This window comes from Caldicellulosiruptor sp. DIB 104C (assembly GCF_028198085.1).
Lineage (GTDB): Bacteria > Bacillota > Thermoanaerobacteria > Caldicellulosiruptorales > Caldicellulosiruptoraceae > Caldicellulosiruptor > Caldicellulosiruptor saccharolyticus.
Genome location: NZ_CP116337.1, coordinates 2,482,739 through 2,496,516, shown reverse-complemented (window position 1 = coordinate 2,496,516; position 13,778 = coordinate 2,482,739). Strand labels below are relative to the sequence as shown.

General features: G+C 36.7%; 11 protein-coding genes and 1 CRISPR repeat array. Of the genes, 4 read left to right on the top strand and 7 right to left on the bottom strand.

The window, feature by feature from the left end; all coding sequences use genetic code 11:
* Window positions 1-9 precede the first annotated feature (9 nt).
* Window positions 10-957, top strand: a complete 948-nt coding sequence (locus PGC14_RS12195; RefSeq protein ID WP_011915686.1) for a zeta toxin family protein — start codon at window positions 10-12, stop codon at window positions 955-957.
* A 190-nt stretch (window positions 958-1,147) separates the two neighbouring features.
* Here PGC14_RS12195 and cas2 read toward each other — a convergent pair whose 3' ends face one another.
* The 7 genes from cas2 to PGC14_RS12160 all read right to left on the bottom strand — a co-directional run bounded on the left by cas2 (window position 1,148) and on the right by PGC14_RS12160 (window position 9,247).
* Entirely contained in the window at window positions 1,148-1,411 is a 264-nt protein-coding gene (cas2, locus tag PGC14_RS12190; RefSeq protein ID WP_011915685.1) for a CRISPR-associated endonuclease Cas2, read from the bottom strand.
* 5 nt (window positions 1,412-1,416) lie between these two features.
* Entirely contained in the window at window positions 1,417-2,409 is a 993-nt protein-coding gene (cas1b, locus tag PGC14_RS12185) for a type I-B CRISPR-associated endonuclease Cas1b (protein WP_011915684.1), read from the bottom strand.
* 50 nt (window positions 2,410-2,459) lie between these two features.
* Complete coding sequence (cas4, locus tag PGC14_RS12180; RefSeq protein ID WP_011915683.1) at window positions 2,460-2,957, bottom strand: CRISPR-associated protein Cas4; 498 nt, start codon at window positions 2,955-2,957, stop codon at window positions 2,460-2,462.
* 28 nt (window positions 2,958-2,985) lie between these two features.
* Entirely contained in the window at window positions 2,986-5,409 is a 2,424-nt protein-coding gene (gene cas3 / locus PGC14_RS12175; protein WP_271629075.1) for a CRISPR-associated helicase Cas3', read from the bottom strand.
* A gap of 92 nt (window positions 5,410-5,501) precedes the next feature.
* Entirely contained in the window at window positions 5,502-6,254 is a 753-nt protein-coding gene (cas5, locus tag PGC14_RS12170; protein WP_011915679.1) for a CRISPR-associated protein Cas5, read from the bottom strand.
* Between the two features lie 20 nt (window positions 6,255-6,274).
* Complete coding sequence (gene cas7b / locus PGC14_RS12165) at window positions 6,275-7,159, bottom strand: type I-B CRISPR-associated protein Cas7/Csh2 (protein WP_011915678.1); 885 nt, start codon at window positions 7,157-7,159, stop codon at window positions 6,275-6,277.
* A 21-nt stretch (window positions 7,160-7,180) separates the two neighbouring features.
* Window positions 7,181-9,247: a TIGR02556 family CRISPR-associated protein gene (locus PGC14_RS12160; RefSeq protein ID WP_307742493.1), complete on the bottom strand. Its 2,067-nt coding sequence runs from the start codon at window positions 9,245-9,247 to the stop codon at window positions 7,181-7,183.
* A gap of 431 nt (window positions 9,248-9,678) precedes the next feature.
* A CRISPR array of direct repeats spans window positions 9,679-12,406; the repeat unit is 30 nt; unit sequence GTTTGTAGCCTTCCCTTTGGGGATTGAAAC.
* A 127-nt stretch (window positions 12,407-12,533) separates the two neighbouring features.
* Between PGC14_RS12160 and PGC14_RS13290 the strand changes: the two genes are divergently transcribed.
* From PGC14_RS13290 to PGC14_RS12150, 3 genes are read left to right on the top strand one after another with little or no spacing between them, the layout of a single operon-like run.
* Window positions 12,534-12,908 carry an Rpn family recombination-promoting nuclease/putative transposase gene (locus tag PGC14_RS13290; RefSeq protein WP_011915675.1) on the top strand — a complete coding sequence of 125 codons (375 nt, stop codon included), beginning with the start codon at window positions 12,534-12,536 and terminating at the stop codon, window positions 12,906-12,908.
* 33 nt (window positions 12,909-12,941) lie between these two features.
* The gene (locus PGC14_RS13285) at window positions 12,942-13,475 is read left to right on the top strand and encodes a hypothetical protein (RefSeq protein WP_307189062.1); all 534 of its coding nucleotides are present in this window, start codon (window positions 12,942-12,944) and stop codon (window positions 13,473-13,475) included.
* Window positions 13,476-13,530: 55 nt separating this feature from the next.
* Window positions 13,531-13,722: a hypothetical protein gene (locus PGC14_RS12150; RefSeq protein WP_148203698.1), complete on the top strand. Its 192-nt coding sequence runs from the start codon at window positions 13,531-13,533 to the stop codon at window positions 13,720-13,722.
* Window positions 13,723-13,778: the final 56 nt, after the last annotated feature.

The following is a 13,778-nucleotide window of genomic DNA, read 5'->3' as shown; positions in this document are numbered from 1 at the left end:
AAAACACAAATGATTAATGAAAATCTTTATAAACTAAATAGAGAAGTTCATGATGAAATCTTGTGTGAAATTAGGAAAAACACTTTTGAAAACAAAAGTCCAGTTGATTACCCTAAAATAGTCATTCTTGGCGGACAACCCGGTGCTGGAAAAAGCAAAATAATAACATTATCAGAAAATGAACTTTTCAAAGACGGCAACGTTGTGGAAATAAACGGTGACGATATTAGAAGATACCACCCAAAAGCTGAAGAAATATTTAAAAATCATGACAAGCTATTCGCTAAATTAACAGACCCAGATGTAAGAGAATGGACACGAAAAATCTTTGAAGAAGCCATGAACAAGAAATTTAACATCATCTTTGAAGGAACTTTGAGAACACCTCAAATCTGTGAAACAATGAAGAAGCTAAAACAATTAGGTTATGAAATAATTCTGAGAGTTGTTGCAGTAAATGAACTTAAAAGCAGAGCTGCAATCTACTCAAGATATATGGAACAATTTGAATCTACAGCTGGAAAAATAGCAAGATTTTCTGAAAAAAGAGCTCACGATGAAGCATCCTCTGGAATGCTAAAAACAATAGAAATTATAGAGAAAGAAAAACTATGTGATAAAATAGAAGTATTTAACAGAGACGGCCAGCTACTATTTAGTAGCGAACCAAATCCAAACAAAAGCTGTATACCTACAATAATTGAAGAACGAAATAAAAAATGGAGTTTAGAAGAATATAAAGAATTCATTGAATGGACTAATAAAATAATAGAAAAGCTTAAGAAATACAACCTTAAAGAAGAATACGAAGGAGAAATTAAAGAGCTACAATTAAAAGCTAAAAAAATGTTAAATGAAAAAGACAGAGCTCTGATTGAAAAAGAAGACAAAAAAGTTGAAAACATAATAAAAAGTGCTATAAAGCAAAGATTTAAAAATAAAAAAAGTAGAAGATAATGCACTCGAAGGAGCATAACATCAAGTCACAAGGGTAGGTGCTAATAATGGCAAAAAATTTTAAGAAGATGGGGAAGCTTCACTTTGTGGCTGAAACAATAAAAAAAGCACCTCAGTGCAGATGCTGGGTGCTTTAACATGTTTTTTGGAGATTGAGAAGATTGTAATTTCAAACATATACTTAAATTTTTCATGTTATAAAATCAACCGGATTTTTCTCAATGCCAATAATTTGCCTTTCTGAATACCATGTATTTTGAAATTTATAGATAATAACCGAATCTTCTGAAAGGTCAAGAACTTTTTCAAGTTCAAGAATAAGCCTTCTTAAGGTTGCTTCTGATATGTTGCCTTCGAAAACAGAGTTTTGAACCCATGTAAGGTATTTTCGACATTTCTTGAGAGCTTTTGCAACCCTCTTTTCATTGACATCATAAACAAGAATCACAAACATAGCTCCTACCACCTTGCAACAAAAGGTTTGTATTCTATATTTTCTAAAAACAACTTCTGAAGCTTATATGCTTCCATCCGAATAAGCCTTTTGTAGCTCACCTGAGTGTTCAATTTTGGATGCATAATGGTTGAGTAAAGCTTTTGGTTGTACTCAGAGATAAACAATTTTTTGCCCTGGTCATTTAGAATAATTCCATTTAGTTCCTTTTCAAAATGTTTTTCGCTCAGCACTTTCTTGTTAACAAGAGAAAAAATTACTCTGTCAACAATTATGGGCTTGAAGATTTCAGAAATATCCAAATTCAAAGAAAACTTACGCTGGTTTGTAGAATGTAGATACCCAATGCGTGGGTCAAGCTGTGTCTGGTAAATCTCTCCAAGAGTTGTAGCATACAAAAGAGAATTTCCAAAGCTAATCAGAGCATTTATCCTGTCAAGAGGTGGATTTTTGCTCCTGCGGACAAATGTAAAATTTTCATCATCCAGTATCTTGTTAAAACACTTATAGTAGATTTCTCTTATATTCCCCTCCAAAGCCATAAGCGTATTTACATCACTGCAGGCGCTTATGTTATGGCGCATTCTTTCGATAGTTTCTATCTCATCTTTTAACATATTTCCACGGGAATTGTAGTACCTCAGAACCACAAGCATGTTCAAAACAGCACCTTCAACAATTGACCTTGCAATGGTTATTCTTTTATTATAGTCGTTGTAAAATTCTACCTGCTTGAGTATCACAATGCCTGAGTTGTAATGTTCTCGCGGGTAGTATGTCCCAACGTAGTACTCATACCTATTAAAAAAGTGTACACATATATTCTTTTCTGTCATGAACTCCAAAAATCTTTTGTTTATGTCAACCTCTCCAAATATAAAAACTGATTCTATCTCTTCAACAGGAAAATACTTTTTGCCCTCATCTGTTTCAAACATGATGGTGTTATCTTTCCTTCTTAAAAATCCTGAATTGAAAACATAAAGGTCTTTTTTCACTTAAAATCACCCCGGAAAATCTTTTTTTTTGCGGACAAAACCTTTTATTTTCAAGCAAAACAATATTCCCTGTAAGCACACTTTGGACAATATCGGCATGTGGCTGCAGGAGGCGGGCTTTCTTTTTCAATTATCGTTTCAATGTCAGCTATCATCTTTTCCAATTTTTCTTCTTCCTCAGCTGTCAGAACAACCTCTTCCTTTTTTCTTTCCTCTGGATAAAAAAGCACTCCTTTTGCTGAAATTCCTGCTTCTTTTAGAAGCTTTATATAAAACAAAAGCTGATACCTCGATGCTTCTTTGAACCTTGAAGATTTCTTTGTTTCACCAATCACTATCTCATCTTTGTCCTGATACAGAATGTCAAACACTGCATTGCCGAATTTTATTTCCTTCTGATCTTTCCTGTAATAATACTCATGAAGAAACCTGCCAAGCACAATGTTATCGTCGTTCTCATCTGGCAAGATGCTATGTGCCATGAGCCACACCTGTCTTTTGCAGATGTTGTAATACCAGATGTAAACACCTGTCATGTAAATATCCATTTTCAAAACACCATCCTGTTTCTTAAACTCAGGCAAAAATAATATGGTCGTTTGGGTCATACACAAATCCTGTCTTAGGGCTATAGTATCGCTGGCAGGATGTGGGTGGCAAAGATAATATTCCTTTCTCTTCATCAAAAATCTGGGCGTATTTTATTGGTACAGAAATTGTGTATTCAAAAAGGATATTTTTAAGTTTAAGATAGATTTCTCTTCTTTCGTAATAATCTTTAATGGAAAAAGAGTCTATATACCTTTGATAAGCATCTTCTATTTCTTCATTGCTTCTTATGATGACGCTGACATACCCACCCCGCTGCTGGATAAGACTAAACCTTGAGATTGTGAGCTCTTCCTTTTCCAGAATACTGTCAAACTTTAAAAGCCTTATTGCCTTCAAAAACTCTTCAGACTTTTTAAATGATTTATTTTCTTTTATCATCCTGAAATAATTATCAATCAGCATACCATAGTCTTTTTCTTCCACCTCAAGATGCTTCAAAAGAAGTCCTCTTGATATTTCAATTGCCGTGTTGCCATAAACTCTTTTTGCAAAGGTTATGCCACTTTCATCTTTCATGTTTACAACCAGCACACTACCCTGGCTTTTTTCATTGTGCCTGTTGCACCTTCCTGCACACTGGATTATTGAATCAATAGGAGCTATGTCTCTTACTACACAATCAAAGTCAATGTCTACCCCTGCCTCAATCACCTGAGTTGAAACAACAATGGGTTTTGCTCCGCTTTCTAACATTTTTTCTATTTTCTTTATAATATCTTTTCTATCTTTTGGTACAAGGCTTGCTGAAAGGTAAATAACCTCTTTATTTTTGAGGTTGTTTTTTATGCCATTGTAGATTTGATGCGACTGATTTATGGTGTTGGCAACAATCAAAAACGATTTTTCGTCTTCATATACCTCTTGTAAGAAGAAATCCACAAATTCAGCTACTTTTAAATCGCTGTGGTGATACATAAGCTTTGTTCTGTTAAAAATTGAATAGTCACAAAACCCTGCAAGCTCACAAGCATCTTCGAATATAAGCGGTTTTGTGGCTGTCATGAGAATAATCTTGCACCTGAAAAGCTGTGTCAGTTTTCTCAAGACCTCTTCAACAAGCGGCAAAAGCTCAACATCAATTGCCTGAATCTCATCAAGGAGAAGTACTGAGTCATAAAAAGTATGAAATTTTTTGAGCATCCTGTTTCTGTTCGAAATTAAAGTTTCAAGCAGCTGGACAAATGTTGTCACTACAAACCCAGATGTCCAGTTTTCTATAAAACACTCTGAAGCAACTTTTTCAAATACAGTAATTTCATCTGTAATTTCTTTTAGCGCTCCTTCTTTACCCTTGAACTCAACATCAGTTAAATGATGGTGTTTTAACAAGTACCTGTCTCTGTTTTTTTCAAAATCTTCTATTGCCTCAAATAGATTTTCGACAACATGGTAGTTTTGGTCTATTATAGAGGTAAACGGAAGAGCATATATTATCCTTCCAGACTTTTTCAAAATCTCTTTCAGTTTTAATGCTGCAAAAACTCCTGCCAAAGTCTTTCCTGTACCAGTTGGTGTTGTGATTGAAAATATATCTTTCTCTTTGTTCTTTTCAATATTTGAAAGCACAGCCTCAAACACACTTTGCCTTATTCTCTGCAGATTTTTGTCCTGAGTTGGTTTGATAACTTTGTCTCTTGCCACAATAAGTCTGTCTGACGAAGCATAGCAAGGAAACAGTAACTTGTAATTTGCAGCCGACATCTTGTCTGCCCATATGAGAAGAGAATACAACTTTTGCTGGGCAAAATAAAGCTCAGTTCCATCTTTGAAAGCCTGCGGTATCATACCAATCAAGCGAATGCCATATTCAATTCTTTTAAGATATCTTAGGATATCCTCTATAAAACCCCTTTGCTGTGCCAAAAACTTTTCAAATTCGTTGCCAAGTCCAATTTTTTCAAGCAAAGGTTTTATATCTTCAGCGTTGCACCTCAAATCCTCAATCTGAACATAGGCATCATCTATTTTCTGAACAAGGTTTATATCTGCCTTGAAATCTCCTTTAAACTTTTCTGGCAGGTTCTTGCTAATATCCTTGACATCTCCGTGATGGTGAAGAATGCAAGCGTAAATCAAAAGAGATATGACTTCATCTAAAGAAGCTGGGGGGTTCATCTGTTGTAAGCACAGTCCTTTCTTTTGCATCCAGCAAAAGACTCCAAAGATGGCTGATAAAAAACCATGCTGTGAATGCTTGCTTGATACACCGCTAAGATGACTTTGAAAAAATGTTGTAAATTTCCCAAAGTCATGACAAAGACATATAATTTGCAGCGCTTCTTTTTCCCAGTTCTTAAGCTCAACATTTGCCTCCATAGCATAGTGATAAACTTCAAGAAGGTGATCATAAAGAAGCTTATCAGGATTTTTGTGAGAATAATACTCCATACAAATCCCACCTTTTTGACAATATATAAAAACTTTTTTGACAAAACAAGAAAAACGCCATCTGGGCTATCCCCCAAATGGCAAAAGATTTTTTACATCACACAAATGCATTCTTTTCTGTCACCTGAAAATTCTTTTATATAATACACCTTGTCCTGCGCACTGCTATCCAAATCTACCCAGATAGGATTGAGATTTTCGTCGTGAATATACGTCTTGACCTTTGTGGCAAACCTATCTTTGTCAAAATCGCACGGCATCCTGTCTTTCATAAGAGCAAGAGAAGAAGTAGACTCTAACTCTAAGCTTAGAGATTTTATTAAGCCTGCATCAAGCACAGTTAAAATACCTGCCCTGCTGTCTTCCCACCTGCAGGCTTCAAATTCACCCAAAAACTCAGTTTTTGCAGCAAACGGAGCACTGCCAAAGTATATCGGAAATTCTGACTTGCCACTTTCAAGCCTTGCCCTCAAGAGAGAATATATCTCCTCATCTTTTGGCATAACAAAAACTCTAAAACCTACAAATCCATTGTAGCCAGCCAAGATCTCAAGCGGCACCTGTGTGTGGGTATTTGGATTTTTTAGTTCATTTACAGTTGTTGCTTTTATATAGTTCACCGTCTGTACAATCTTATATGTCCTTTCTATCTTTTGTACTGCAACTAAAAGGTTTTCTGCTGAGAGCACCCCATAATAACTATCCCTCTCAAAACCCAAGATAGCTGCAACCATACCTTCAATCACAGTCCTCGGTGGCACAAGATACGAAAGCGATGATGAGTTTGTATAAAATTTTCTAAAGTGGGCAAACTTACCTTTGAGGTCAAACACTAAAAATTTCATTTTCTTCTCACCTTGTTTTTCTAAACTTCTTCAAGCTCAAAAGTACCAAATGCATCTTTAAAGTCCACAACATTGCCACCGCAAACAAGGCAAAGCTCTGGGTGTTTGAAATAGTAAATCTTTGAAATTACATTCTTGTTCTTATGCAAAAACTCAGCCAAATCTGTGATGTCAAGCTGAACATCTTCAATTTTTCGCGGTTTTTCGACAACTTCTATAAGCTTGACATAATCTCTGAGGTCTCCAAGCAAGGTCTTATCATCTAAATACTCTACTCTCATGTAAAGCCTCGGATACTGACCTATCTTGCTTCTGGTTGCCTGAAGTGGAATTGCTTCTTTCATTGCTCTATCCAAAAACTTTAGGTCATCTTCTGTAAGTCTAGTCTCTTTTGCTCTTCTTGCGCTCACTATTCCAGAAAAAGCTATGAAAGAGTATTTCACTCTGTAGTCTTTTCCTATAGCACCCTGCTGTTTTTTCTCATCGCTTGCAAAATGGCTTGTGATAGATGCTTCTAAAAGTTCAACCTTGTTAAGTGAATATCCCCAGTTGAACTGTACAGGCCCGATGTAAGTTCTCGTCTCTTTCTTAATAGGTATTGTTGCACCAAAAAGCCTTATGTCAATGAAGGTCTCAAGTTCGTCGATGTCTTCTCCTACGCTTTTGATTACTTCTTCTGGCTTTACGCTCTTGCCTTCAATCTTTCGAACATAAATTGGAATACCCTGGTCGTCTGCATAATCACGGATATACCTTTTTACACGAACATCTGACACAAGGTTTATTTCTTTTTCCCAATCCATCCTTGGTCGATTTTCCTCATCCGGGTCACCGTTTGGATTGCAAAGCTTAGCATCATAGGTAAACAAAATCTCGCTGTTCTTATCAATAATCTTCTTTTCCATCTTTACATCAGCCCTCCTATTTTAATTAGATGTATCCTGAAAGTTTGAAGAAGCATTTAATATAACCTTTTGAGTTTTGTATGCATAACCTGAGAGGATGTAAAAAAGAGTTTCATACTTGTCAAGCTTCCATGAATCTATGTGCTTGTCCAAAAGCCTCTTCATCTCGGCAAAAATCATCTCGGTGTATGGCAAAATCTTTTCCTGCCTCAGCTTGTTGTGAACATCATTGCACAGTCTTATAAGCTTTGGTTTGTCAATCCCATTGTAATTTATCTTGTTCAAAATTGGTTTGTGCCCAGCAGAGTCGTCTTGCCTATCTTTGGTAGCAAGATATTGTTTTGCTCCTATCTCGCCAATCAAAACTCCAAGCAAAAACAGAGCTGTCTTTGGCTCATCATAATTCATTTGTTGGATATAGTTTTTGAGGTCTTCTGACAAGTTCAGCTGCGCAACATCCATCCCTCTTTCCACCTCCAAACAATCCAAAATTTCTAAAAATCTTATAACAAAAACCATTCTGATAACCATTGAAGCAATGTCGTTTCCTATAAACTTTGAAAGGTTATACCCTTCTTTCCCGTAAACAACAACACCTACTGCCTTTATAAAATTTTCTATGAGAACATCTCTTGCTATTCTCTTGCCAGAAAAAATAGCATCGTAGATGTTCAAAAGCCTTTGCGCTTCTTTACTCTCACTTATGTTTTTGAGCCTTATTGGAACGCTGTAATAGATGCTTTCAAGGGAAATCTTAAAAGAAGGGTCATTCCCAATGAGGTCAGTATATTGAGAAAAGACTTTTGATGCTGCATTGTAAATCTTGTCGAAAATTGAAGGATTGATGTCAGGTACAAACCTTATTATCTTTGTACTTGCTTGTGCTTCTCTGTAAAAAATCAGGTTCAGTAAAAAATAGTGATTTTGGTCGAAATATGAAAGAAAGTTGTATATATCATCTCGCAGTTTTTCCAGGCTGTTATAGTTCCATGCAGTGTTCAACGAATTCGTGATATTTTGGGAAAGTTCTTCTAAATAGTTTTTTGTTAACTTTGCACTTGTGTAAACAAAAGTTGGCAGAACATATACATCAAAAGAGCCAAGCTGGGTTTTAAGTTTATTTCTTAAAAATATATCTCCTGCCACAAGCTTTAAAAGACATTTTTCGCATACAGTTATGTTCTTGGCATAGTTCTTTTGGTCAAGATAAGATGCAAATATATTCTGGTTTGTCGTAAAATATTTAAACTTTGTCTTTTTAAATCCTTCGAATGATAAGTTATCTGTGTCCAAACATATATAACATATATTACCTTCTTTTTGCTTCTTTTTAGTCTTTTCTGTGCCTTTTTTGACCTGGCGTTTGTATGCAATAACAGCGTCAATATACTCTGGATAGCTTGTCAAAGGCTTTCCATCAACGCAAAGTACATATAAGCCTATTTGCTGAGGTTTTAGTTCTGTTAATTTTTTTAATCCATTTGTACATTCCTTTGTAAAAACATCTCTCAATTGCTTAAAAATCTTATCTGTTGATTTTGCATTGTTAATTAGTTCTTTGTAAATCTGTGATAGCGGCTTTTCAGTCAGTCTCTTGTTGTCATTTACCACTATATTGTCAGTATCTAAAAAATAAACGTATTTTTTCTCTATTCTCTGCTGCAAATACCTCTTTTCTTCATCGATAAGTTCAGAAGACTTGCTTAGATATTCTTTGACTTTGACAAAATACATATCCAATATTTTTTTACATATGTCAGATACTACAGGTATTTCACATTCAACAAGGTTTGGAATGGTTTCTGTCAGAAAATATGCAAAAGATGTCGTAGAAGCAAACCATTGTGACGAATTTGCCCCTTCTGCCGAACCAACATAAACATATTTTTTAGCAGTTTCATCATCAATTTCTTCAGCACAGTCTATATTAATCTTTTTCTCATTTGTAGAAAAGTCAATTTTTGCAACATATCTCTTTTCATCCCGAGATGGAACCTCAATATCTTCTGTAAGAACAGATAAATGGGCATCATTTCCAGATGCATCACCAATTAGAACATCACCAATCTCAACTATTTCCTCTATCAATAGCATCTCACCTCACTTTTATGTTAATTATACCAATTTTATTTTCAAGATACAACCAAATTTTGAACTTGCAATCCTCGTTACTTAGTACACTTTTTAATTTTACATACCATCATTTAATTATTAAGGTCAAATTTTATGCAAAGTTAATTAGCTTTATATGTCATTTTTTTCATTTTATATTATTTTTGCTTGTGCAAAAATTGCTATTTTTAATTATGTACTCTGAGATTTGTGATGTATTTTGACTTTTGCATTTACCAATTGCTGTCGACCTGTAATCCCCCCAAAAACCCCCGGGGATCGACAGCAAAAGGTAATTTCTGGTATGTGTTGACTTTCAAGAGCTTGTGGAGTATAATAGAAATAACCTACAGCAGCTTGAAAACTTAACCATTTGTTCCTTGTAAGATTTCTCAAGCCATCTACGGGTTTGTAGCCTTCCCTTTGGGGATTGAAACCAAATCCAATAAGTCCATATTTCACTTCTAACAGTTGGTTTGTAGCCTTCCCTTTGGGGATTGAAACAGCTTTAATCCGTCTGTCCCTTTGCCAAAATCTCCAGTTTGTAGCCTTCCCTTTGGGGATTGAAACTGATGAATGCACTAAGTGGTTTAAATATTCCTGTTAGTTTGTAGCCTTCCCTTTGGGGATTGAAACTACCTCCTTTCTTTTCCCCAGCCGCCCCGCCCGCCGGTTTGTAGCCTTCCCTTTGGGGATTGAAACTCATTTTCGCAATATTTTCAGCTTTTTCGTTAAATTGTTTGTAGCCTTCCCTTTGGGGATTGAAACTCCCCCTTTTCTATTTTTAATCCCCAAAGGGGAGGCTAGTTTGTAGCCTTCCCTTTGGGGATTGAAACTTCGCTACGGCAGTTACTGCTTCACCAACTTTCCCTGTTTGTAGCCTTCCCTTTGGGGATTGAAACTGCTTATACAAACTAACAAATATTGCAATAAGCCCTGGTTTGTAGCCTTCCCTTTGGGGATTGAAACCGATGTTTAGGAATATAGTATTTATCTATAGTTTGCTAGTTTGTAGCCTTCCCTTTGGGGATTGAAACATAAATTCAAAGTAAAACGTACTATTTCTTTTAAAAGTTTGTAGCCTTCCCTTTGGGGATTGAAACCAGCCAGGAAAAATCCAGAATCTCGGCCCGCATATCGTTTGTAGCCTTCCCTTTGGGGATTGAAACACGTTTATAACGCATTTATGCGATTGCCTTCTATGGTTTGTAGCCTTCCCTTTGGGGATTGAAACATGTAGACGGTTTTTGAATTCCAACAATTTCTACTATGTTTGTAGCCTTCCCTTTGGGGATTGAAACTATATTCTATCATCTCTTTTGTTTTTCTTACTTCCGTTTGTAGCCTTCCCTTTGGGGATTGAAACTTCTTTTAGCTCTCTCTCTTCTTTTTCTCTCTCTTGGTTTGTAGCCTTCCCTTTGGGGATTGAAACTTGCTCTTTCAAGTAGCCCTACATCATCTTTAGCTAGTTTGTAGCCTTCCCTTTGGGGATTGAAACGTATTGTTGTATAATTCTATTATTTCATTCTCTTGGTTTGTAGCCTTCCCTTTGGGGATTGAAACATGTAAAAGTTAAAGGATTGCCTGCAAGAAGATACGTTTGTAGCCTTCCCTTTGGGGATTGAAACATTTCTCACTTGCTCTTTCATATAATCTAATGTTGGTTTGTAGCCTTCCCTTTGGGGATTGAAACTATCAACCCCAGCTGGTGTGGGCGGGGCGGCTGGGAGTTTGTAGCCTTCCCTTTGGGGATTGAAACCACTTAGCGTATAAAGTGTCCAGTCTGATGGCAATGTTTGTAGCCTTCCCTTTGGGGATTGAAACTAAATTGCCATAATTATCGATCTTTCGGGCACCCAGTTTGTAGCCTTCCCTTTGGGGATTGAAACGCGATAGGCTCGTTCCAAGGATTGTCGGCCCTGTAGTTTGTAGCCTTCCCTTTGGGGATTGAAACTGGCTGTTTAGTTACCGTACCGTCAGGATTTATTATAGTTTGTAGCCTTCCCTTTGGGGATTGAAACCAGGAGCAACGAATGGCAAGGTATATGCTATTGGTTTGTAGCCTTCCCTTTGGGGATTGAAACTCATTTTTTTCTTGCCCCCTTTTTTATTTTCTTTTGAGTTTGTAGCCTTCCCTTTGGGGATTGAAACGTGGACACTACCATGGAAGAGTTTCCACATTTTGAGTTTGTAGCCTTCCCTTTGGGGATTGAAACCTACAATCTGCAATGATTTCTACTTTTTCATACATTGTTTGTAGCCTTCCCTTTGGGGATTGAAACGATAGCACGGGGTTTCAGAACGGAATAAGTCAGCTAGTTTGTAGCCTTCCCTTTGGGGATTGAAACTTTATTTAGCTCCTAAAGAAGAGGTTTATTTTACAGTTTGTAGCCTTCCCTTTGGGGATTGAAACGCAGAGGAGATGAGAGAAGATGACGGACATAATTCGTTTGTAGCCTTCCCTTTGGGGATTGAAACGTATGTTTTGCAGAGCCTACGGGCTTATTTTTTTAGTTTGTAGCCTTCCCTTTGGGGATTGAAACCATACACAAACACGGCAAACTTAGCATTGGCAAGGGTTTGTAGCCTTCCCTTTGGGGATTGAAACCCGTCCCATGTGCCTTGTCCCGGCGGAATAGGTCTTGTTTGTAGCCTTCCCTTTGGGGATTGAAACGAAGGAGGCTTTGAGCCCTCTCTCCTAATCATCGTGTTTGTAGCCTTCCCTTTGGGGATTGAAACTTTATTTAGCTCCTAAAGAAGAGGTTTATTTTACAGTTTGTAGCCTTCCCTTTGGGGATTGAAACTGATGTCCAGACCAATGTTCAGCTTGGCTCCGTTAGTTTGTAGCCTTCCCTTTGGGGATTGAAACTAATTCTTTTAATCATTCCTTCTTCACCATTGATAAGTTTGTAGCCTTCCCTTTGGGGATTGAAACTTATGCTACATCGAAAAATGGTAATGCTTTAGCAAGGTTTGTAGCCTTCCCTTTGGGGATTGAAAATTTGCTCATCACCCATATTTGCATTTGCTTTGATAGTTTGTAGCCTCCCCTTTGGGAATTGAAACTTGATATCAACAAGTGCTTGAATTCTGTGGAAACCATTGGTTTGTAGCCTACCCTTTGAAGATTAAAAAAATGAAACTGTGAGACCGCTTTTGTGGTATAATTAAATTGGACAAAAAATAAAACAAACTCAACATCTTTGGCTACAGAGTGTAGAATTTTGTTCTGAAAAAATCCATAAATCGGAGTGAAATTGCCTTGAGCTCTGAAATTCCACCAATGGAGCGTGATACCACTTTTAAGTTCTTGCTCAAAGACAAAAAAGAGCTACTTGTGCTTGTAAAAGACATTCTCAGATACAGCTGGGCAGATGAAATAGATGAGGAGTCTATAGAATTTGATGACAGCGAATTTGTAACACAGAAGCTATCCCAGCTCAGAGCTGATATTGTTGCAAAAGCAAAGCTAAAAGGAAGAGAAGTATATTTTTATATCCTGATAGAGAACCAGTCGACAGTGAAAAGGGATATGGCACAGAAGATACTGAAGTACATGGTAAGCCTGTGGTGGAAGGAACTTAGCAAAGGGGCAGAGAACCTTCCGCCTGTTATACCCATAGTTGTGTACAACTGAACAAAGGAAAAATGGAATCTTTCTACTGATTTAATGGAAGCATTTGAGACTTTCAAGGATGATGTATTCAGATACAGAGTAGTAGATGTGTCTGAAGTAGATGTCAAAAAGATTCTTCAAGAGGAGAAGGACTTGCTAACGCCGATAATATTTTATTTAGAGCAGGTAAGAGAAGACAGGGATGAGCTTATAAGAAGGCTTTTAGAGGTTGAGAAGAATGTAGAGAAACTGAGCAATGAGAACATAGACAGATTTTTAAGGTGGGCATATTACATAATACGACCGAGGCTGCTGGAAGAGCAAAAAGAGGAGTATGAAAGGGTAGCAGAAAGAGTTAAACAAGGGGGTGGCAAAAATATGGGTGAATTTATATCAAATGTAGCAAGACTTCTTGATGAAGCAAGAGCAAAAGATTTCAACCTTGGACTGCAACAAGGTATTCGTGAAAGTCAAATTAGAATAGCTAAGAAGATGATACAAAAGGGTATAAGAGATGAAGAGATAGCAGAGCTGACCGAACTTGATATTGAGGAGATAAAGAGATTGAGAAAAGAGCTTTTGAATTGACAGCAAGAGAATTTAACCACAAGTGGCTTTAGAGTTAAAAAGTGGCTTGTGGTTTTTGTTTTTTAAAGCAAAAGTAATACAGATTATAGTTTTTGAATATTATTCAAAAGATGACTTATATTATTTCCATTTTGATCAAAAGTCATATCTGTCGACCTCCGGTGGCAAAATTTTAAGATTTAATTTGTATGCGATTTCAGAATTGCAGCACATGGATTTGACAAAACTTCTGGCAGCAGCTGGATAGACGGAAGGGTTCGATAGGTCTTTATCGATTGATTTTTTTTGGCTGATTTGAGTTTT

Bases quoted from the DNA above. Each gene is read 5' to 3' on its own strand.
- cas4 (WP_011915683.1), bottom strand. From the start codon at position 2,957: ATGGATATTTACATGACAGGTGTTTACATCTGGTATTACAACATCTGC.
- cas5 (WP_011915679.1), bottom strand. From the start codon at position 6,254: ATGAAATTTTTAGTGTTTGACCTCAAAGGTAAGTTTGCCCACTTTAGA.
- cas3 (WP_271629075.1), bottom strand. From the start codon at position 5,409: ATGGAGTATTATTCTCACAAAAATCCTGATAAGCTTCTTTATGATCAC.
- cas7b (WP_011915678.1), bottom strand. From the start codon at position 7,159: ATGGAAAAGAAGATTATTGATAAGAACAGCGAGATTTTGTTTACCTAT.
- PGC14_RS12195 (WP_011915686.1), top strand. From the start codon at position 10: ATGATTAATGAAAATCTTTATAAACTAAATAGAGAAGTTCATGATGAA.
- PGC14_RS13285 (WP_307189062.1), top strand. From the start codon at position 12,942: ATGGAAGCATTTGAGACTTTCAAGGATGATGTATTCAGATACAGAGTA.
- cas2 (WP_011915685.1), bottom strand. From the start codon at position 1,411: ATGTTTGTGATTCTTGTTTATGATGTCAATGAAAAGAGGGTTGCAAAA.